Annotated in this window: 18 protein-coding genes; 9 read left to right on the top strand and 9 right to left on the bottom strand. The window is 71.5% G+C overall.

All coding sequences use genetic code 11. The features are described from left to right. Positions 1–27: 27 nt before the first annotated feature. The 6 genes from NR792_RS39225 (at position 28) to NR792_RS39250 (ending at position 6646) form a co-directional block, all read left to right on the top strand. Positions 28–1302, top strand: a complete 1275-nt coding sequence (locus NR792_RS39225) for a hypothetical protein (protein ID WP_375757803.1) — start codon at positions 28–30, stop codon at positions 1300–1302. Positions 1303–1534: 232 nt separating this feature from the next. Continuing rightward, complete coding sequence (locus NR792_RS39230; protein WP_375757804.1) at positions 1535–2863, top strand: amidohydrolase family protein; 1329 nt, start codon at positions 1535–1537, stop codon at positions 2861–2863. A 14-nt stretch (positions 2864–2877) separates the two neighbouring features. Beyond that, entirely contained in the window at positions 2878–3864 is a 987-nt protein-coding gene (locus NR792_RS39235; protein WP_375757805.1) for a class I SAM-dependent rRNA methyltransferase, read from the top strand. 33 nt (positions 3865–3897) lie between these two features. Beyond that, on the top strand, positions 3898–5118 hold the full coding sequence (locus NR792_RS39240; protein WP_375757806.1) for a serine/threonine protein kinase: 1221 nt from the start codon (positions 3898–3900) through the stop codon (positions 5116–5118). Between the two features lie 27 nt (positions 5119–5145). Next, the gene (gene truA, locus NR792_RS39245) at positions 5146–5943 is read left to right on the top strand and encodes a tRNA pseudouridine(38-40) synthase TruA (RefSeq protein ID WP_375757807.1); all 798 of its coding nucleotides are present in this window, start codon (positions 5146–5148) and stop codon (positions 5941–5943) included. A gap of 22 nt (positions 5944–5965) precedes the next feature. Continuing rightward, the gene (locus tag NR792_RS39250; RefSeq protein ID WP_375757808.1) at positions 5966–6646 is read left to right on the top strand and encodes a hypothetical protein; all 681 of its coding nucleotides are present in this window, start codon (positions 5966–5968) and stop codon (positions 6644–6646) included. Between the two features lie 43 nt (positions 6647–6689). Here the strand turns inward: NR792_RS39250 and argC are convergent, their stop codons facing one another. Genes argC through NR792_RS39285 form a run of 7 tightly spaced genes read right to left on the bottom strand, consistent with a single transcriptional unit; the run spans position 6690 to position 14440 of the window. Beyond that, entirely contained in the window at positions 6690–7760 is a 1071-nt protein-coding gene (gene argC, locus NR792_RS39255; protein WP_375757809.1) for an N-acetyl-gamma-glutamyl-phosphate reductase, read from the bottom strand. Further along, complete coding sequence (locus NR792_RS39260; RefSeq protein ID WP_375757810.1) at positions 7757–8818, bottom strand: hypothetical protein; 1062 nt, start codon at positions 8816–8818, stop codon at positions 7757–7759. The genes argC and NR792_RS39260 overlap by 4 nt, the downstream gene beginning before the upstream one ends. A gap of 4 nt (positions 8819–8822) precedes the next feature. Beyond that, positions 8823–10010 carry an argininosuccinate synthase gene (gene argG / locus NR792_RS39265; RefSeq protein ID WP_375757811.1) on the bottom strand — a complete coding sequence of 396 codons (1188 nt, stop codon included), beginning with the start codon at positions 10008–10010 and terminating at the stop codon, positions 8823–8825. Between the two features lie 39 nt (positions 10011–10049). Beyond that, complete coding sequence (gene argH / locus NR792_RS39270; protein ID WP_375757812.1) at positions 10050–11399, bottom strand: argininosuccinate lyase; 1350 nt, start codon at positions 11397–11399, stop codon at positions 10050–10052. Further along, positions 11392–12453 carry a M20/M25/M40 family metallo-hydrolase gene (locus tag NR792_RS39275; protein WP_375757813.1) on the bottom strand — a complete coding sequence of 354 codons (1062 nt, stop codon included), beginning with the start codon at positions 12451–12453 and terminating at the stop codon, positions 11392–11394. The genes argH and NR792_RS39275 overlap by 8 nt, the downstream gene beginning before the upstream one ends. Continuing rightward, positions 12450–13376 carry an acetylglutamate kinase gene (gene argB, locus NR792_RS39280; RefSeq protein ID WP_120577889.1) on the bottom strand — a complete coding sequence of 309 codons (927 nt, stop codon included), beginning with the start codon at positions 13374–13376 and terminating at the stop codon, positions 12450–12452. The genes NR792_RS39275 and argB overlap by 4 nt, the downstream gene beginning before the upstream one ends. 59 nt (positions 13377–13435) lie before the next feature. Further along, positions 13436–14440, bottom strand: a complete 1005-nt coding sequence (locus tag NR792_RS39285) for an N-acetylornithine carbamoyltransferase (protein WP_375757814.1) — start codon at positions 14438–14440, stop codon at positions 13436–13438. Between the two features lie 180 nt (positions 14441–14620). Here NR792_RS39285 and NR792_RS39290 point away from each other — a divergent pair, with 180 nt between their 5' ends. Then, the gene (locus NR792_RS39290; RefSeq protein WP_375757815.1) at positions 14621–15040 is read left to right on the top strand and encodes an arginine repressor; all 420 of its coding nucleotides are present in this window, start codon (positions 14621–14623) and stop codon (positions 15038–15040) included. On the opposite strand, the gene NR792_RS39295 is transcribed toward NR792_RS39290, so the two are convergent. Together NR792_RS39295 and NR792_RS39300 are read right to left on the bottom strand one after the other, a co-directional pair. Continuing rightward, entirely contained in the window at positions 15021–15545 is a 525-nt protein-coding gene (locus tag NR792_RS39295; protein WP_375757816.1) for a 2'-5' RNA ligase family protein, read from the bottom strand. The genes NR792_RS39290 and NR792_RS39295 overlap by 20 nt on opposite strands. A gap of 102 nt (positions 15546–15647) precedes the next feature. Next, a complete protein-coding gene (locus NR792_RS39300) occupies positions 15648–16346 on the bottom strand; it encodes an NADPH-dependent F420 reductase (protein ID WP_375757817.1) in 699 nt (232 codons plus the stop codon). Positions 16347–16544: 198 nt separating this feature from the next. Here NR792_RS39300 and NR792_RS39305 point away from each other — a divergent pair, with 198 nt between their 5' ends. Further along, positions 16545–17432: a hypothetical protein gene (locus NR792_RS39305; RefSeq protein ID WP_375757818.1), complete on the top strand. Its 888-nt coding sequence runs from the start codon at positions 16545–16547 to the stop codon at positions 17430–17432. A gap of 8 nt (positions 17433–17440) precedes the next feature. Then, positions 17441–20599: a tetratricopeptide repeat protein gene (locus NR792_RS39310; RefSeq protein ID WP_375757819.1), complete on the top strand. Its 3159-nt coding sequence runs from the start codon at positions 17441–17443 to the stop codon at positions 20597–20599. Positions 20600–20608 lie beyond the last annotated feature (9 nt).

Genomic DNA, 20608 nt, shown 5'->3' on the forward strand with positions numbered 1-20608 from the left:
GGTACTTGCTTCAGAGAGAGGTCCGTCGTGCATTGTGAGTTGAAGTCCGGGTTGGCGGTGTTGGGTGGGGCCCTCTGGTGCCTCTTCGCGCTGGTGGGCTCGCCCGCCTACGCCATCTGCCCGAACCCTCCACCTCCACCCACCTCGTGCGTCAACGCGAATGGCTGCTACGGGATGACGGAGTGCGACGACTACCCGACGTGTGGTGGGTTCACGGGAGCCTCGAGGATTCCGTGCTCGGTCTGCGGCCAGGGAGGCACCCGCCAGTGTGACGCGGAGGGCAACATCATCCCGGGTTCGTGCTCAGCCTATGGCGAGGAGCAGTGCGACGGGTGCGACAACGACGGCGACTCCTTGATTGACGAGGGGGCCGAGGGCGGCGTGCTGACGGGTGGCTCCTGCGACCCGCTCTCCAATGGCTGTACGGGGACGCTCACCTGCAGCGCGGGCCAGTTCCAGTGCGTCATCCCCGCCGGCACGCGGAGAAGCTGCGACGAACCGGAATACGCCTGTGAGAACGCGACCGCCGCCTGTCTGCCCAACGGGGCGCATGGTCCCTGCCGGCCCGCCGTGCGCACCCAGGAGAAATGCAACAGGTGCGATGACGACTGGGACGGGTTCATTGACAACCAGCCCGGCGAGGGAATTGGGACGCTGACCCAGGAGTGCCGAACCTCGGCGGGCACCTGCGCGGGTTCGGTGCAGGCTTGCGTCGTTGGGAATACCCGTAGCTGGTGGGGAGCGTGTGTCAGCCCGGCGGAGTCCTGCAACGGGTTGGATGATGACTGCGACGGAGACATCGACGAAGGGGACATCTGTACCCTGTTCTGCTCGTGCACTCCGACCACCTGTGCCGCGGAGGGGAAGAACTGTGGCTCCATCTCGGACGGATGCGGCGGCACGCTGAACTGTGGCTCCTGTGGGGCGGGGCAGACGTGCAACAACAACGTGTGCGTCTGCCAACCGACGACCTGCGCGGCCGCGGGGAAGACCTGTGGCTCCATCCCGGATGGATGCGGCGGTACGCTGAACTGTGGTGTCTGCGGGGAAGGGGAGACCTGCGTCGATAATCAGTGCAGCTGCCAGCCGAAGACGTGCGCCGCGGAGGGGGCCACTTGTGGCTTCATCGCGGATGGTTGCGGCGGCTCCCTGAACTGCGGCTCCTGCCCGACAGGCCAGTCCTGTAGCGCGGCCCGGACCTGCGTCAACAAGGTGACGTGTCCGCTGCAGCAATACCTGTGCTGCGACCAGCAGACGTGCAGCAAGACCAAGGGTTGCCCGGAGATCGCCTGCCAGCAATGAGGCTGCGGTGGCGAGGTCTCCAGCCCCCAGCGGCCTCCTTCGGTCTGTCTGATGGAAGCAGGGCCGTCACCGGCCCTGCTTCACGGGCTCAACACGGAGTTGGAGCGACCTCTGGTGGGACTTCGTGGACTGGGTTTCCAGGCCGACGCCCTGCATGGATCCGCCCCTCGGGGGCTCTCAATAGGAGACGGGGTTCATCCTCCACCCACCCCGTGCTAAAACGGGGAGGTCCATGGAAGGCCGACTGCTTCTGAAGAACTGCGCCGTGTTCCGTGCGGACGGTCGCGTCCGTCACGGCATGGCCGTCGTGGTCGAAGAGGGCATCATCCGCCGCGTCGCCCCGGACGCCGAGGTGCCCGTGCTCCCCGGTGACTGGGAGGTCGCGTGTCGCGGCCGGCTCGTCGCGCCCGGCCTCGTGGACTGTCACTCGCACCTGGTCAACGGGCAGCTCTTGCCCCCCAATGGCGACTTCCTCCTGCGCCAGCCCCGCTCGCGCCTGGAGCGGATGCGCGGGGTGGCCAACCTCCTCACTGCCGAGGACGTGGAGATCCTCACCCGCTTCGCCGCCGCCCGCGCGCTGCTGGATGGCGTCTCCCTCGTCGTGGACCACCTGTCGTGTCCCACGGACGTCGCTGGCGGCCTGGAGGCCCAGGCCCGCGCCGCGAACTCACTGGGCATCCGCCTGGTCACGTCCCACTCCACGCACAGCCTGGATGGCGCCGACGTGGCCGACGCCCAGGCCGACGCCAACGCCGACTTCGTCCGTCGCTACCGCGAGCACCCCCGCGTCCGTGGCGCGCTGGGCTTCCATGCGTCCTACACCTGCGAGGACTCCCTCCTGTCCCGCATCGCGGGGCACCGCCAGGAGCTGAACGCCTCCGTCGTCTTCCACCTCGCGGAGAACGAGGACGACCTCTCCACCACCTATTCCACGCACGGCCGCCGCGTCGTGCCGCGCCTGGACGCGCTGGGCCTCCTGGGGCCTCACGCCATCGCCGGCTATCCCCGCGCCGTGGAGCGCTCCGAGGCCGAACGGCTGGCCGCCTCCGGCACCTTCATCGCCCTCACGCCCCGCGCCACCCGCTCCATGGACCGCGCGGCGGAGTCCGCTGACGGCGCGCTGTCCAGCCTCCACCTCGTGGGTCTGGGCACCGGCGGCCACGGCACCCTCCAGGAGGAGCTCGCCGGGGCGCTCGTCAGCATGCTGTCCCTGGCGCGCTCCGGGCGCATGCCGGACCTGGATGACTCGCTGGCGCACCTGTTCGTCAGCGGCCCCGCGGAGCTGTGCACCCGCCTGTACGGCAAGCCCTCGGGCGGCGTGGACGAGGGCAGCATCGCGGACCTCGTCGTCTACGACGCCATTCCCGCCGCTGATCCGGAGACGGGCTACTCGCCCTTCCTCCTGGGCCAGCTCACCGCCGCCCGCGTGGCGTGGACCATCGTCGATGGCCGCGTCTGTGTCCGCGAGGGCCAGCTCCTGGGCAGCGACTTCGTGGACCTGGCCCGTGACGCCGCCGCGGCGCTCGCCCGCGTCTGGTCCCGCGCACGGCTGGGTTCGTAGGGTAGAAGGGGCGCGTGAGTGCCCTGCCTCCCCATCTCGTGGACCTGCTGCGCGCTTCCCGCGCCCGCCGGGGTCCGCTGCTCGCCGACCCCGCGACCTCCGCGTTCCGCCTCCTGAACGGCGCCGCGGACGGCGTGCCCGAAGTGACGGCGGACATCTTCGGCGACGTCGTCGTGGTCAGCCTCTACCGCGACCTCACCGACGCGGAAGAGGCCACGCTGCTCGACGCCGCCGTCTCCGCGTGGACGCCCCGGAGCGTCTACCTCAAGCGCCGGCCCCGGGAGGCGCGCGTGCTCGCCAACGTGGCGAAGGACGCGCTGGCTCCGGAGTCCGCCGCCCGCGGTGAGCCGGTGGAGGACTTCGTCGCGAAGGAGAACGGCCTGTCCTTCCACATCCGCCCGGGACAGGGGCTCTCCGTGGGGCTCTACCTGGACATGCGCGACACCCGCGCGTGGCTCCAGGCCCAGGCCTCCGGGCTCACCGTCCTCAACCTCTTCGCCTATACGTGCGCCTTCGGCGTCGCCGCGACCGCCGGGGGCGCGAAGCGCGTGCTCAACATGGACGCCAGCCGCCGCGTGCTGGAGTGGGGCGAGGAGAACGCGCGCCTCAACGGGCAGGCCGTGGACCGCTACGACTACGTGGCGGGGGATGTCTTCGATTGGCTCGGACGGCTGGCGAAGAAGGGGGAGAGCTTCGACGTCGTGGTCGCGGACCCTCCGTCGTTCTCCACCACGAAGACGACGCGCTTCTCCGCCGCTCGCGACTACGCCCGGCTGGCCGAGGCCGCCGCGAAGGTGGTGGCTCCCAAGGGCCGCCTGGTCGCCTGCTGCAACCTGGCGGGACTGCCCTCGCGCCGGTTCGAGACGATGGTGCTGGAAGGCGTGACGCGGGCGGGCAGAGCGGGGAAGGCAGCGGGGTCGCTCGGTCCCTCGGGGCTCGACTTTCCGGCCCCTCCTGGTGAGGAACCGGCGCTCAAGGTGCACGTCGTCCAACTTCGTTAGCGCCTCCGGGCAGGGCGCGGCTACATTGCTTCCATGGCTCCCGCCGCCTCCTCGCCCCCGCGCGACGCGTTCCGCTTCGGCAACTACCGGCTCATCGACCGGATCGCCGTGGGGGGCATGGCGGAGATCTTCCTCGCGCACCAGGTGGATGCCCGTGGCGACGAGACGCCCATCGTCATCAAGCGCATCCGCCCGCACCTGTCCAAGCACGCGGCCTTCGTGAAGATGTTCCTCAACGAGGCGCGGCTGGCCGCCCAGTTGAACCACCCCAACATCGTGCAGATCCACGACCTGGGGAAGATCGTCGACAGCTACTTCATCGCCATGGAGTACGTGTCCGGCCGTGACATGCGCCGCGTCGTGCCCAAGGCCGAGTCCCTGGGGATTCCCTTCCCCATGGTGTACGCGCTGAAGATTGCCTCCTGCGTCTGCGCGGGCCTGCACTACGCGCACACGAAGAAGGACCGCTACGGCAACCCGCTCAACATCGTCCACCGCGACGTGACGCCGGAGAACATCATCGTCGCGTTCGACGGCTCGGTGAAGGTGCTCGACTTCGGCATCGCCAAGGCCGCCAACCAGGTGGAGGAGACGCGCTCGGGCGAAATCAAGGGCAAGCTCAGCTACCTCTCCCCGGAGCAGTGCCTGGGCCGGCCGCTGGACTGCCGCAGCGACATCTTCTCGCTAGGCACCGTCCTCTACGAGTGGCTCACCGGCTTCAAGCTCTTCACCGGCGACTCCGACGTCGCCGTCATGCGCAGCATCACCGAGGCGAAAATCTACGCGCCGTCGTACTTCCGCGAGGACCTGCCGGAGCGCGTGGAGGCCATCCTGATGCGCGCGCTGGCCCGCGACCGCGAGCGCCGCTACCAGACGGCGCTGGACATGCAACGCGACCTGGACGCCTTCCTGGACGCGTACGACTTCACGCCCTCGCCGCTGCACCTGGCCAACTTCGTCAAGCAGCTCTTCGAGGACGAGCGCCCGCAGGAATTGAAGCGGCTGGCCACGCGCCAGTCCTCCGCGCCCACGTCGGAAGTGGCGCTGGAGCTGTCGGAGGTGGCGGCGTCCGTGGACGGCCCGCCCACGGAGGCCATGCGCCTGGACGAGGGCACCGCCACCGAGCCGCGCCTGCTGGCGCTGCCCCTGGACCCCGCGCTGTACGAGAAGCTGGAGGCCCAGGCGCGCAAGGCGAACGTCTCCCTGGCGAAGCTCGCGGCGGACGTGTTGGAGGGCTGGCTGAAGACGCGCTGACCGCGTGCCTCTTTTGTCGCCGCGCCCATGCCCCGGCTGAAGCTGACGCTCGAATACGAAGGCACGCGGTACGTGGGCTGGCAGGTGCAGCCCAATGGCCCGTCCATCCAGTCCACGCTCCAGGACGCGCTCCAGAAGCTCCTGGGGGAGCGCGTGTTCGTGGCCTCCGCCGGCCGCACCGACGCGGGCGTGCACGCGACGGGACAGGTGGCCTGCTTCGACTCGCCGCGCGTGCTGCCCATGAAGGCCTACACGATGGGGCTCAATGGCATCCTTCCGCCGGACATCGCCGTGGTGGCCGCGGAGGAGGTGGTGGCGGAGTTCGACCCGCGCCGCTGGTCGCGCGGCAAGCGCTACCGCTACCGGCTGAGCAACCGGCGCACGCGGTCCCCGCTGTTGCGCACGACGCACTGGGAGCTGTTCGCCCCGCTGGACGTGGAGGCCATGCGCCGCGCGTCGCAGGCGCTGATTGGCCGGCACGACTTCTCCGCGTTCCGCGCCGCGGACTGCCAGGCGAAGCACGCGGTGCGCGAGGTGCGGCAGGTGCGCGTGGAGGGCGTGTCCGGCGACACCGTGGCCGTCGTGGTGGAGGGCACCGCGTTCCTCAAGCACATGGTGCGCAACCTGGTGGGCACGCTGGTGGAGGTGGGCAAGGGCCGCCGCCCCGAGGCCTGGGTGGCCGAGGTGCTGGCCTCGCGCGACCGCAAGCTGGCCGGATCCACCGCGCCGCCGCAGGGGCTGGTGCTGGAGGAGGTGTTCTACGGCGACGGCCCGCCTCCTCGCTCGGCGGGGGACGCGGCTGTCGGGGAAGAGGACGAAGGGTGAGAGTGCGCTAGGCTTTGGGCCCGTGAGCTCCAAACCCGGTGTCCTCGAGCCCCTGCGCGTCCGCGTTCGTCGCTTCCAGTTCATCGTCGGACTGGGCTTCCTGTCGCTGGTGCTGGGGGCCATGCTCAGCGTGTCGCTGGTGCTGCGCCTGCACTCGCGGGTGAACGCGCTGCCCTCCGACTTCCTGCGCATCCCGGTGGCGGTGGTGCTGGAGGACCTGTGGGTGCTCGCGGTGCTGCCGGTGCTCTGCTACGGCGCGGCCCGCATCGTCGCGCTGCGCACGTGGACCACGGCCGTGGGGGCCGCTGTCTCCGGGGGCGTGTTCGTGGTGGCGCTCAACTTCGTGCGTGACGGCCTGGATGGCCTCACCACGGGCTGGAGCTTCGCGTCCGGGCTGCGCATCCTGGCCTTCGTGGGCGGCATCCTGCTGAGCGCCCGGGCCATCCGCGCGGGCCGTGCCGCCGCCGAGAAGGGCTCCGCCGCCGCCCAGGAGAAGGCCGCCGCGCGCAAGTCGGAGTACGACGAGTTCCTCAAGGCCGCTGAAGCCGGAGGCGCCCGTCTGGAGCAGCGCGAGGGTGGCGCCGCCGCCGAAGCACCGGCCGCGCCCCAGGCAACGGCCTCCGCCGCTCCTTCGGGTGAAGCGAGCAGCGCGGGGGAGGGCACCGCGCCTTCGGGTGACGTGCCGAAGACACCCGCGGCTTGAGGCGGCCCCGGCTTCACGCCGAAGCCGCCTCTCGTTCCACGTCCTACGGGTAGCAGGCCGCCTGGCGCAGGCCGGTGTCCTCGGGGTAGCCGAGCGCCACGTTGAAGTTCTGCACCGCCTGCCCGGCCATGCCCTTCACCAGGTTGTCCAGCGCGGCCATCACCGCCACGGAGCGGCCCTTCGTCGCCACGGAGATGTCGCAGAAGTTGCTGCCCGCGACGGCCGCCACGCGCGGCGTGCCCTCCACGATGCGCACGAACTTCGAGCCCTCGTAGTAGCGGCGGTACTTCTCCGTCAGCGACTGCGTCACCACCGCGCCGCCGTGCTCCGGCCACTCGAACTGCACCGTGGCGAAGATGCCGCGCACCATGGGCGCCGAGTGCGGCACGAAGGCCAGCCGGTGCCGCTGCGCGCCGTGCGCCACCAGCATCACCTCCACCTCCGCCTCGTGCTGGTGCTCCAGCGGCTTGTACGCGCGGAAGTCGTGCGCGCGCGTCGGGTGGTGCGTGCCCTCGCCCGGCAGCGAACCGGAGCCGGACGAGCCCGTCACGCCCGACACCGCCAGCAGTCCCAGCCCCGGCGTGGCCGCGATGGGCAGGAGCGCCAGCTGCACCGCCGTCGCGAAGCAGCCCGGGTTGGCGATGCGCTTCGCGGTCTTCACCTGCTCACGCTTCCACTCCGTGAGGCCGTAGGTGAACGTGCCCAGCAGCTCCGGGGACGGGTGCGGCCGGCCGTAGGCGCCCGCGTACCGGCCCGGGTGGTCCAGGCGGAAGTCGGACGACAGGTCCACCAGCAGCATCCGGTCCGCGAGCCCCGCGTCCGCCCACTGCTTCTCCAGCCCGGCGAACTGCGTCGCCAGGTCGCCGTGGCCCAGCGCGCTGAACACCACCGGGCGCTGCGAGTCCGCGAGCCAGCGCCAGTCCGGCTCCGCCTCGAAGCGGCCGTCCACCAGCCCGCGCAGGTGCGGGTGCACCTTGTGGATGGGCGAGCCCGCGTGGTGCCGGGACACCACGCGGATGCCGGCGTTGCCGGGGTGGCCCGCGAGCAGCCGCAGCAGCTCGCCTCCGCCGAAACCGGAGGCCCCCAGGATGTAGATGTGCGCAGGCGACGTCATGACTTCCTCCCCGCGCCCAGCCGGGGCGCGAGCTTCTCCACGATGAGATTCCCCAGGGCGTTCGGATCCGCGCGCGCGTTGCGAGCGGGCAGCCCCACCACCTGCTCCACGAAGCGCACGCCCACCGCGTTGTCCGTGGCGGGCCCGGCCACCATGTCCATCTCGATGCCGTACACCTCGCGCAGGTGCCGCACGCCGCCGGCCGCGCCCACCGGGTCGTTGGCGCACAGGATGTACGCGCCGCCCAGCGCCTTGAGCTCCGGGTCCGCCAGGATGGCCTGCACGCCGTACTCGCCCATGATGCCGTCGCCCGTCTCCGCGACGATGACGTCCACCTCCTGGGCCGCCATCTCCGAGAAGACGATGCGCGCCACCTTGGACGCCGTGCGCGCCCCGGTGCACACGATGCCCGCGTCGGTGAAGTCCATCACCACGTCCGCGCCGCTGTCCTGCATGGACAGGGTGTCGCGCATCAGCGACACGCCGGTGAGCTTCGCGCCGCCCACGCGGTAGCCCGCCTGGGAGAGCTTCCGCACCACGACGCTGGCCGCGTACGTCTTGCCCGCGTTCATGCAGGTGCCCACCACATACACCACCGGGCACGTCACCGCCCTCGACGTGCCCTTGAGCGCGCCGGTGGAGATGTGCGCGTGCTGGCCCGCGCGCGACTGGAACTCCGGGAAGGTGAGGACCTGGCCCAGCACCTCCGCTTCGAAGGGCGCGCCCACGCCCGGGTTGTGCGACGTGCACTTCCCGATGACGCCGCCCATGTTGAGGATGTGGAGCTTGTCGCCCACCGTGACGGACGTGGGCACCACGCCCTCGTAGCCGTGCAGGGCGTTGCGGTGGCCCAGCGCGCCCACGACGATGTCGCCCGCGTGGAGCGTGACGAGCCGGCCGTTCACGTCCTCCAGCTGGTTGTAGACGCTCTTCTCCCCGTGGATGCGCACCGCGATGACGGCGCCCTCCTCGCACTTGACCTCATCCGTGAGGTGCACCGTGCGCCCCAGCTGGAGGTTGCGCGTGACACTGCCCACCTTGTCGACGTGGATCTTCATGTCGTCACTTCGCTTTCTGCGAGAGCATCTGCGCGACGCCGTAGAGCTTGGCGAACCCTGCCGCTTCCGTCCCCGTCCACAACACGTTGGCCTCTCCGTACGTCGCCACCTTCGCGTCCATCAGCGAGTGCGGTGAACGCACGCCTTCCACGACGTGGGCGCGCGGGGTGAGCACCAGCTTCACCTCGCCCGTCACGCGGTCCTGCGAGGAGGCGAGGAACGCCTCCAGGTCCTTCACCAGCGGGTCGAAGAAGTGCCCCTCGTGCAGCAGCGACCCGTACAGGTTGCCCACCGTCTCCTTCCAGAAGAGCTGCTTGCCCGACAGCACCAGCTTCTCCAGCTCGCGGTGCGACGCGATGAGCAGGTGCGCCGCGGGCGCCTCGAAGCCCACGCGGCCCTTGATGCCCAGGATGGTGTCGCCCAGGTGCACGCCCCGGCCGATGCCGTACGGCCGGCCCAGGGCGTTGAGCTTCTCCACCACGTCCACCGCCGACAGCGCCTTGCCGTCGAGCGCCACCGGCACGCCCTTGTCGAAGGAGATGATCAGCGGCTGCGGCTTCAGGTCGGTGGGAATCTCGCCGCCGGGGAAGGCCGCCTCCGGCAGGGTGCTCCACGAGTCCAGCGTCTCGCGGCCGCCCACGGACGTGCCCCACATGCCCTCGTTGACGGAGTACGTGCCCGTCTTCGCCGGCAGGTGGAAGCCGCGCTCCGCGAGGAAGGCAATCTCCTGCTGACGGGAGAGCGCCAGGTCGCGGATGGGGGTAATGAGCTGGAGCTGCGGCGCGAGCGTGCGGAAGGCCACGTCGAAGCGGACCTGATCATTCCCCGCGCCGGTGCTGCCGTGGGCCACGGCCTGCACGCCCAGCTTCTCCGCCATGCGCACGGCCTCCACGGCCTGGCAGGCGCGCTCGGCGGAGACGCTCAGCGGGTAGAGCTGGCCGCGCAGCACGTTGCCGGCGATGAGGAAGCGCAGGTAGCCCTGGAAGAGGGTGTCGCGCGCGTCCACCGTGTGGTGCGCCACCGCGCCCAGCTTCTGGGACAGGGCCTGGATGCGCTCCAGTTGCTCGGGCGGGAAGCCGCCCGTGTCCACGGTGACGGTGGTGACGTCCCAGCCCTGCTCGCGCAGGTACACCGTGCAGAAGGCGGTATCGAGGCCACCAGAGAACGCCAGCACCACGGACTTCTTGCTCATCTTCGGACTCCTGTTGCTGCGAAAGGGGTGAGGAAGGTTTCAGGGGGCCCAGACGCGGGAAGCAGCCTCGGCCTGCTGTGCGTGGGTGCGCGTGAGCCAGTCGCGCGCATCCGCCAGTTCCTCGCGCGCGGTGGCGAGGCCCAGGTTGCCGGCGCCCCCCAGGTGGGTGGCCGTCAGCGCGCCGCGGTCCGGCTGGAAGCTGCCGTTGTTCAGCTGACGGCCCACCTCCCGGTACGCGTCGCGGAAGGGCTGGCCCTTGGCCACGAGCGCGTAGGCGTGGTGCGCGGCGTAGAGCGTGTCGTCGCACGCCGCGCGCGCCTTCTCCGCGTTCACCTTCAGCGCGGGCACCAGCCGCGAGAGCACCTCCAGCAGCGCCTTCGCGCTGGTGAGGGCCTGGAGGGTGGGGCGCTTCAGCAGCTGGAAGTCACGGTGGTAGCTGGAGGGAAGCCCTCCGGCCACCGCCTCCACCTGGTGCGCCAGGCCGCGCAGCTCGCGGCAGCGGCCCCGGGCCAGCTCCACCACGTCCGGGTTCTTCTTCTGCGGCATGATGGACGAGCCGGTCGTGAAGGCATCCGGCAGGGCCAGGAAGCCGAACTCGTCCATGCTGTAGAGCTGCACGTCCCAAAGCCACTTCTCCAGAGTGCCCGCCACCGAGCACGCCCAGGTGAGCAGCGCTGCTTCATGCCGCCCCCGACTGTCCTGCGCGTCGATGGGGCTGCGTTGAACGCGCGTAAAACCGAGCAACCGCGCGACATATTCACGGTCGATGGGCAGCGGCACGCCGAAGCCCGCGGCGGCGCCCAGCGGGCAGCGGTCGAGCCGCCCCCACACGCCCTTCAGCGCCTCCAGCTCTTCCAGCAATCCTTCGGCGAAGGCCATGCCCCACAGGCCGAAGGTGGACGGCATCGCGCGGCGCAGGTGCGTGTAGCCGGGCAGGGGCAGGTCCGCATGGGCTTCCGCGAAGTCGAGGAACGTGCCCGCCAGCTCCGCCGTGCGCGCGCCCAGCGCGAGCAGCTCCTCGCGCATGAACAGGCGCAGGGCGAGCAGCACCTGGTCGTTGCGCGAGCGCGCCAGGTGGATGCGCTTGCCCGCTTCTCCGGTGCGCTCCACGAGCGCGGCCTCCAGCGCGGTGTGGCCGTCCTCCTGCTCCGGGCGGATGATGAAGCGGCCCGCGCGGGCTTCGTCATGCAGCGCGTGCAGCGCGGCCACGAGCGAGCGGGCGGCGTCCGGCGCGAGCAGCCCCACGTGCGCGAGCATGCGGGCGTGCGCGGCGCTGCCCAGCGCGTCGTGCGGCACCAGCGACAGGTCCACCACCGGGTCATCGCCCACGGTGAAGGCGTGGATGGCCGCGTCCAGCGGCTGGCCCTTGCCCCACAATGTCTCAGCCACGCGTCACCTCCCCGGCATAGCCGTGCAGCAGTCGTCGATAGAACGCGAGCCCCGCTTCCAGCTCCGCGCGCGTGAGGTACTCGTTCGCCTGGTGGCTCCGCAGCGTGTCGCCCGGGCCCACCTTCACCGCGGGCAGGTCGCCCAGGAACGCCCAGTCAGACGTGGTGCTGGAGCCCACGGTCGCCTGGCCGGAAGCGGCCACCGCCGCGCGCACCAGCGGGTGAGACGCGTCCGTGCCCTTGGGCAGGTAGCGCGCGGAGTGCACCAGCACCTCGCTCTCCAGCGCCTGGCCCACGTCCTCCGCCACCTTCGCGTGGTCCATGCCCGGCGTGGTGCGCAGGTCCACGAAGAACTCGCACCGGTCCGGCACCTGGTTGCGCGCCAGCCCTCCGGACACCTGCGTCACCTGGGCCCGCGCCTCACCCAGCAGCGGGTGCGCGGGGAAGCGCAGCGCGGACACGGCCTGGATGTCCCGGGCCGCCTTGAGGATGGCGTTGTCCAGCCCGCCCGTGTGCGCGTGCGCGACGTGGCCGCTCTTGCCGTGCGCCACGCAGCGCAGGAGCAGCATGCCCCGCTGCGCCGTGCAGGGCTTGAGCGACGTGGGCTCGCCCACGATGGCGGCGTCCAGCGGCCCCAGCGTGGGCAACAGCGGCCCCAGCCCCTTGCCCCCTGTCTCCTCCTCGGCGGTGAGCGCGAAGACGTACTCCACACCCTCGGGCGCGCCTTCGGCGAGGAGCGCCTTCGCGGTGAGGAGCATGGCGGTGACGCAGCCCTTGGCGTCGTTGGCGCCCAGGCCGTAGAGCGTGTCGTCCTTCCACACGGCCTCGTGCGGCTCGGTGTTCCACCCGGCGCACGGCTTCACCGTGTCCAGGTGCGAGTTGACGAGCAGGCGCTTCGGCCCGCTGCCCACGCTGAACCACACGTTGTGGCCCTGGCGGTGCACGCGGGCACCCCAGGACTCCGCATGGCCCGCCACGAGGTCCGCGATGCGGGCCTCGTCGCCGGAGACGCTGGGCGTGGCGACCAGCGCGGTGAGCAGCTCGGCGGGGTTCAACCCTTGGCCTCGCCGTGCTTCACCGGGTGCTCGCGCACGACCATGGTGCCGCTGCCCTCGTTGGTGAAGACCTCCTCCAACAGCGCATCGGACTGCTTGCCGCTCACCAGGTGCACGCTGCCCACGCCGCCCACGAGCGCGTGGCGCATGGCGTGCGCCTTGGGACGCATGCCGCCCGTGAGCCGGCCTTCGGCCTCCAGGGACGCCAGGTCCGACAGCGTGGCCAGCGAGATGAGCGACGACGGGTCGGAGACGTCCTTGAGGAGCCCCGGCACCTCCACCATGAAGAAGAGCTTCTCCGCGTGGAGCGCCGCCGCCAGGGCCGCCGCCACCGTGTCCGCGTTGGTGTTGTAGACGGCGCCGTCCTGACCGCCCGACAGCGGGGCGATGACGGGCACGTAGTCCGCGCTGCGCAGGTGCTCCACGACGCGCGTGTCCACCGACTCGATGTCGCCGACGAGGCCGTAGTCCACCATGCGGCCCTGCGTTTCACCGGGCTCCGTCACCAGCACGGGCGGACGCTTGCGCGCCTTGATGAGGCCCGCGTCCACGCCGGACAGGCCCACCGCGGGCACGCCCGCGGCCTGGAGGTCCGCGAGCAGGTCCGTGTGCAGCTTGCCCGCGAGCACCATCTTCGCCGCGTCCAGCACGGGCGCGGAGGTGATGCGGCGGCCGGCCACCTTTTCGATGGGCAGGTGCAGGGCGTCACAGAGCGCGTCCAGCTCCGGACCGCCGCCGTGCACGACGACGGGGCGGATGGAGAAGGCCCACAGGAGCGCGATCTGCTCGCACGCCGTCTTGCGCGTGCGCGGATCCGTCAGGACGGCGCCGCCCAGCTTCACCACGAAGGTCTTGCTGCGGAACTGCTTCACGTACTTCGCCGCGTTGCGGAGTGCGGCGTACGGGTCGGGAGACAAGGGCACTGTGGACCTCTGGAAAGTCGAAAGGGGACGAAGAAGGGTGGGGCGGTCGGCTTCGGGACTCAGCCGCCGCGCATCCAGGCCAGGAGGGCGCGCTGCACGTGGTAGCGGTTGCCCGCCTCGTCCACGACGCGGCTGCTCGCGTGATCCAGCACCTCGTCAGCGACCTCGACGTTGCGGCGCACGGGCAGGCAGTGCAGGAACGCCGCGTCCTTCGCGGCCTTCCCCATGTGCCGGCGCGTGGGCATCCAGCCCGAGTACGACGCGAGCAGCGCCGCCACGTCCGTGGGCGTGCTCGCCGTCTGCGCCGTGGGGCCCCACGACTTGGCGTACACGGCGCGGCTGCCCACCAGCGCCTCGTCCTGGTCGTGCGTGTACGTGATGCTGCCGCCGGTGGCCTTGGCGTACGCCTCCGCCTCCGCGCGCACGGCCGGGTGCAAATCGAAGCCCGGTGGATGCGCCACGCGCACCTCGCAGCCCGCGGCCGCCGCGGACAGGAGGAACGAGTTGGGCACGGCCTTGGGCAGCGGCTTGATGTGCGGCGCCCAGGTGAGCGTCACCGGCAGCTTCTTCGTGGTGCCGAACGTCTCGCGCAGCGTGAGCGCGTCCGCCAGGCCCTGGCAGGGGTGCTCGCGCGCGGACTCCATGCTCACCACCGGCACGGTGGCCCACTTGCGGAAGGCGTTGATGACGGGGTCGGCCTCGTCCTCCTCGTCACCGCCGCCCTGGGAGAACGTGCGGATGCCGAGCATGTCCACGAAGCGCGACAGGACGGGCGACGCCTCCTTGATGTGCTCCGCGCGGTCCGCGTTCATCACCGCGCCGGGCCGGTCCTCCAGCTTCCACACGCCGGAGCCCACGTCGAGCACGATGGCGTGCCCGCCCGCGCGCACCATCACCGCCTCGAAGGACGTGCGCGTGCGCAGCGACGGATTGAAGAACACCATGCCCAGGACCTTCCCGGGGAAGAGGGCTCCCGGATCCTTCAGCTTCCACGCGGCCGCCTGCGAGAGGACCGCCTCGACGCCTTCCGGGCCCAGGTCCTGGATGCGGGTGACATGCTTCATGGGCTTCGTGCTCCCCCGGCCGCGCCGGATGGATGGGGACTGCTGAATATGCACTCGAATTCATGCATATTCGCTAAGGAGGCGCGGATATTATGCAGAACGGCGCAGCGCGCAAGAACATTCACTGGGATTTTTCATGCGCCTTGCGTGCGTATTCAGCCGCATGCATGGTGAACGTGAATGAACCTGGACGAGACCATCCTTCAGCTCATCTCCCGGCAGGACGTTCCGGATCAGGCGGTGCTGCAGACGTTGCTGGAGGAGGCGGGGCACACGCCCAGCCAGTCCACGCTGTCGCGGCGGCTGAAGAAGCTGAGCGTGCAGAAGGTGAACGGGCGCTACCAGCGCGCGGAGCCGCCGGTGGTGCCGGTGCCGCTCGCGCCGAGCGTGACCATCATCGAGGCGCCGCCCAACATGCTGGTGCTGAAGACGGCGCCCGGCTACGCGCAGATCTTCGGGCTGGCGCTGGACCGCGAGGAGGTGGAGGGCCTGGCGGGCACCGTGGCGGGCGACGACACCATCTTCATCGCGGTGAGGGATCCGTCGCTCTTGCAGGACGTGCGCGAGGCGGTGGAGCAGCTCATCCTGCGCGGCCCGTGAACGGGAAGCGCCGCACGAGCTCCCACGGGCCTCCGAGGTAGCGCCAGAGCAGCAGCGCCGGGGCAGGGGACTCGAAGGAGGCCCAGCCCGCGCCCAGCTCCGCGAGCGCGGCCTTCGCCTCCTCGACGCTGGCCTTGTTCATCAGCGTGACGTGGGGCCGGAAGGGCTGACGGTCCTGCGGCGTGAGCCACTCCGCGAAGGCGCGGGACAGCTCGCGGTGCACGGGCGCGAGGCCCGGGGCCTCCACGTCCACCGCCATGCCGCGGCCCAGGCTCCGCGGCTTCGTGAAGCGCAGCGTGGGCGCGGGCCACTCGGTGACGACCTCGAGCGCGGCCTCCACCGCGTCCTGTTCCGACGCGGGCAGGTGGTGGAAGAGGGAGACGTGCGCGGGGATGACGTTGCGCTCGGGCGGGAAGTAGCGGCGGCGCAGGCCGTCCAGGCGCGCGAAGGTCTCCGGCTCCATCTCGGCGGTGACGAGCAGCGGGGCTTCGGTGGGCGCGGTCATGGAGGGAGCACTCTTGGCCCGGCGCCGCCGCACTACAAGCACTCCCGGGGGGGCGTCACGCCAACGCCCCCGCCGGGATTGAAAGCCACCGCCTGCCCGGGCTCACTTCTGCGCTTCGAAGTACTTCTTCAACCCCTCGTTGGCGTTGAGCCGGTACTCCGGGAGGCGGCTGCGCTCGGCCTCGGCGAGGGCCTTCTTCACGCCCGTCGCATCGAAGTCGTGGGTGTAGACCGGGGTGCCGGGCTGCTGGCGCCACGACTCGGAGAGGCCCCCCGCGTCGATGCCGTCGAAGCCGAGCTCCTCCACGAGCTTGAGCACCTTCGCGCGGTGCTCGGGCGGATCCCCCGCGACCGGCAGCGCCACCCGTCCGGGCGTGCCCTTCGGCGTGCCCTTGTCCAGGAGGCTCTGGAAGAAGATGTTGTTGAAGGCCTTGATGACGGGGCGGCCGATGAGCTTCGCGACCCACTCGCTCTCCAGCGTGCCGGCTTCGAGCTCCGGGATGCTTCCGTCACGCACGGGGTAGTAGTTGCCCGTGTCGATGACCACGACGTCCTTCGGCACGCTCGCGAAGAGGCCCTTGGGCAGGTCGGGGACCGCCTTCTGGGGAATGGTCACGACGACGACCTCGCCGGCCTTCGCGGCCTCCTCCACGGTGACGGCCTTCGCGCCCGTCTCCTTCGCCAGGTCCTTGAGCGTCTCCGGTCCGCGTGAGTTCGCGATGAAGACTTCATGCCCCAGCTTCGTCCAGCGCCGCGCCAGGGTCCCGCCGATAAATCCCGCACCAATGATTCCAATCTTCATTGCGTCATCCTCCGGGAAAGTGAGCCCCATGACTCCAGGCGCCGGTCGGATGCGCGACCCGCGTCCGCGATGCGCACGACCTGCCAGGTCTTCCGGAAAGGGACGTCCGTTGTGCCCTGTCGCGAGGGGGGCTTCCGTCCTGGCCGACGCATTCGCTAGCATTCCTGCTTAACCGGAGCTTGGGGCCCGGCCGGTGCCATGACGAACATTCCATCCGAGTGGGTCGCGGCGTTCCGGGGAGCCGCGCGCCCCCTGACCTCCGAAGAGGGGGCGGGGCTGCTGACCGCGCTGACCGCGATCCTGGAGCGCTGCGAGGGGGCGTGGCCCGGCGTCAGGCTCGAGCCCGGGACCTTCGTCGCGCACCTGGGCCTGCACACGCCCGCGGGCGAGCCCCCCGCGCAGGCCCTGGCCGCGATGCACTGCGAGGACCTGTACTTGGCGCTGGCGGCGCTGGAGGGGCAGCGGGCCGCGCTGGATGCGCTGGAGTCCAGCGTGCTGGTGCCCGCGGGCCGCGCGGTGCGCCGCGTGGAGGCCTCGGATGCCTTCGTGGATGAGGTGCTCCAGCTCACGCGCCTGCGGCTGTTGGTGGACGAGGGGGGCCGCGCGCCGCGCCTCACGGAGTACGCGGGCCGGGGGCCGCTGCGCCGGTGGGCCGAGGCCGTGTCGCTGGGCATCGCGCTGTCGCTCAAGCGCAGGCCGGAGCGGAGCACGCCGCTGGATGACGCGCTCATCGCCGCGGACCTGGGCGCGGCGGATCCGGAGCTGGAGCACATCCGCCACCGCTACCGCCCGGCCTTCCGCGCCGCCTTCGCGGAGGCCCTGTCCGCGCTCTCCATGCGCGACCGCAACCTGCTGCGCATGGGGCTGGTGCAGGGCCTGGGCGTGGAGTCGCTGGGCGCGCTGCACCAGGTGCATGCCTCCACGGTGTCGCGGTGGATGGCGAAGGCGCGCGAATCCCTGCTGGAGCACACCCGCATGGCCCTGGCCCGGCGGCTCGCGCTCAACACCTCCCAGCTCGACAGCCTGCTGCGCGTGCTCGACGGCAGCCTGGAGATCAGCCTCGCGTCCCTCCTGAAGGAAGGGTGAGCCTTTCCATGCCTGATTCGACTCCGCACCTCGACGAGGTCGAGCTGCTCGACCTCGCGGACGGCATTCCGTCCCAGACCCTGCGCGAGCGCGCCGAAGCCCACCTGGACACCTGCGCGTCCTGCCGCGCGGCCCTGGCGGACTTCCTGCGCGTGCGCGCCGTCCCCGCGCCGGACGTGCACGCCGCGCGCACCGCGGTGATGGTGTCGGAGCCGCACACGCGCTCCGTCCGGCCGCGCATCCCCCAGGTCGCGCAGGGGACGCTGCTGGGCCGCTATGTGGTGCTGGAGCGGCTGGGCGCCGGAGGCATGGGCGTCGTCCACGCGGCGTACGACCCGAGCCTCGACCGGCGCATTGGCCTGAAGCTGCTGCGCGCGCCGCCCTCCACGGGGGGTTCGCAGGGCATGACGGAGCGGCTGCTGCGCGAGGCCCAGGCCGCCGCGCGCACCCGCCACCCGCACGTGGTCGCCGTGCACGACGTGGGGACGTTCGGGGACGTCGTCTTCATCGCGATGGAGCTGGTGGACGGCGGCACGCTGCGCCAGCACTTGAAGGAGGCTGCCCGGCCGTGGCGCGACGTGGTTCGGCTGTACGTCCAGGCGGGCCGGGGGCTCGCGGCGGCGCACGCGGCGGGCGTGGTGCACCGGGACTTCAAGCCGGACAACGTGCTCGTGGACAAGGAGGGCCGCGCCCGCGTGACGGACTTCGGGCTGGCCCGCCTGGAGTCCACGGAGCCCGAGGACGCCGCCTCGCCGGCCCCCGCCGACGCTGCGGCGCCAAGGGCTGCCCTCGCGCCAGCTCCCGGTGAGGCCGTGTCGCCGAAGGCGGCACCGCTGGTCACCAGCGTCGCGGGCACGCCCGGGTACATCGCGCCGGAGGTGCTCGCGGGCGCACCCGCGGACGCGCGCTCGGACCAGTACGCCTTCAGCGTCTCGCTGTACGAAGGGCTGCACGGCCAGAAGCCCTCCGCCTCCGAAGCCGGAGGCCTGGCGAACCGGAGCAACGTCCCGCGCGCCGTGCACGCGCTCATCGTGCGCGGGCTGTCGCCGGAGCCAGGGGCCCGTCATCCCTCCATGGCGGCACTGCTCGACGCGCTGGAGCGGACAGCCTTCCCGCGCATCGGCGCGAAGGTGGCGGCGGCGAGCGTGGGCGCGGGCCTGCTCGCCATCGCGGCCGCGGTGGTGGTCGCCCGGGGCCCGTCGCCCTGCGCGGACGACCCCACGCGGTTCCAGGGCATCTGGGACGCGGACCGCAAGTCGGCACTGCTCCAGGCCTTCCAGGCCACGGGCGCGCCGGACGCTGTCGCCATCCACGAGAGCACCGCCCGCGCGCTGGATGCCTATGTCTCCGGCTGGAATGACAGCCGCCGCGACGCGTGCCTGGCCACGCACGAGCACGGCACGCAGTCCACGGCGGTGCTGGACCTGCGCACGAACTGCCTGGAGCGCCGCCGCCGGGAGCTGACCGCGCTCACGGAGGTGCTCCTCTCCGCGGACCGGGCGGGCGTCGCCACCGCTCCGGAAGCCGCGCAGGCGCTGAGCCCGCTGTCGCGCTGCGCGGACGTGGAAGCGCTGTCCCAGCCGGTGCCCCCGCCGGAGCGGCCGGAGATCGCCGCTCGCGTGAAGGCCGCGTACGCGAAGCTGGACGAAGCGCGGGCCCGCCTCAGCGCGGACCGGTGGCAGGACGCCGTGGACCGCGTCGCCCCCATCATCAAAGAGGCCGAGGAACTGGGCTACAAGCCGCTCCTCGGCGAAGCCCTGCTCATCGAAGGCGAAGCCCGCGCCTTCCTGCGCGACGAGGCCGCGGAGCCGGCGCTGCGCCGCGCGATGCTCGCGTCCCTGTCCGGGCGCGACGACCTGCGCGCAGCGGAGGCCGCCGTCCACCAGGTCTTCGTCGACGGCGAAGTGACCCAACGCCCGGAGCAGGCGAAGGCCCACGCCGACGAGGCCCGGGCGCTCCTGGCGCGCTCCGGCGGCAACCCGGAGCTGGAGTCCCAGCTGCTCGTGTACGAGGGCAACTCGCTGGAACAGCAGTCGCGTTCCTCGGACGCGCTGCCGCTGATCCAGCAGGGGCTGGCGCTCCAGGAGCGGCTGCATGGCCGCGACTCACCCCGGCTCGCCCGTGCGCTGCTCACGATGGCTTCCACCCAGCGGTCCATGGGGCGCGCGGAAGAGGCGCTCGCGACCGTCCAGCGCGCCCGGGACATCCTGGAGGCCGCCTACGGCCCGGACCACCCGAAGGTCGCCATCACCCTCAACAACATGGGCGGCACCCTGGTGGAACTGCGGCGCTACCAGGAGGGCCAGGAGGCCTTCCTGGAGGTCCTGCGCCGCTATGAGCGCATCTATGGCCCGGATCACCAGCCCCTGCGCTACGTCGCCGGTCTGCGGGGGAACCTGAGCGCGGCGGCCTACCGCATGGGGCGCTACGACGAGGCCGAGCGCCACATGCACGAGGCCCGGGCCATCTACAACCAGCTGTTCCCCAAGGGCTCCGTCTTCCGCATCCGCACGGGCACCAACCTGTCCCAGATCCTCATGAACCAGAGCCGGATCGCGGATGCCCAGGTGCTGCTCCAGCAGATGGAGGAGGAGGCGGTGGCGGGCCGGGCCGCCGGCCGCAAGGACCCCATCTTCGCGGCGCCGGCACGCTGCCAGGCGGAGGCCTGGATGCGGCTGGGGCAGACCGAGCGCGCCGTCGCGGAGGCGAAGCGCGCCGTGGCCATCGTGCGGGAACTGGAGGGAGAGACCGAGCTGGGCGAAGCGCTGCGCGTCCTGACCGTGGCCCTCACCCGGGCGAAGCAGCTCAACGAGGCGCGGGACGCGGCGCGCGAGTACCTGGCCCTGCACCACAAGCTCGCGGGCGAAGAGGCCCGGCCTCCCATGGAGGTGGAGGAGATGATGGCGGAGCTGGCCCTGGCGCGAGGCGAGGTGGAGGAGGCCCGCCACTGGGCGGAGCGCTCCCTGGAGGCCTGGAGCCAGACGGCGGCCCCGCCCCTGGAGATGGCCAACATCCGCTTCATCCTTGCCCGCGCGCTGCGCCGTGCCCACCGCGAGCCGGAGCGGGCCCGGGCCCTGGCCACCGCCGCGCGCGACGCCGTGCTCCCCACCGCCGAGCCCCGGCTGCTCAAGCTCTCCGAGCTGGACGCGTTCCTGCGCGCGCCCTGATAGGGTCCC

The sequence above is a fragment of the Corallococcus exercitus genome, from assembly GCF_042231735.1.
Classification (GTDB): domain Bacteria; phylum Myxococcota; class Myxococcia; order Myxococcales; family Myxococcaceae; genus Corallococcus; species Corallococcus exercitus_B.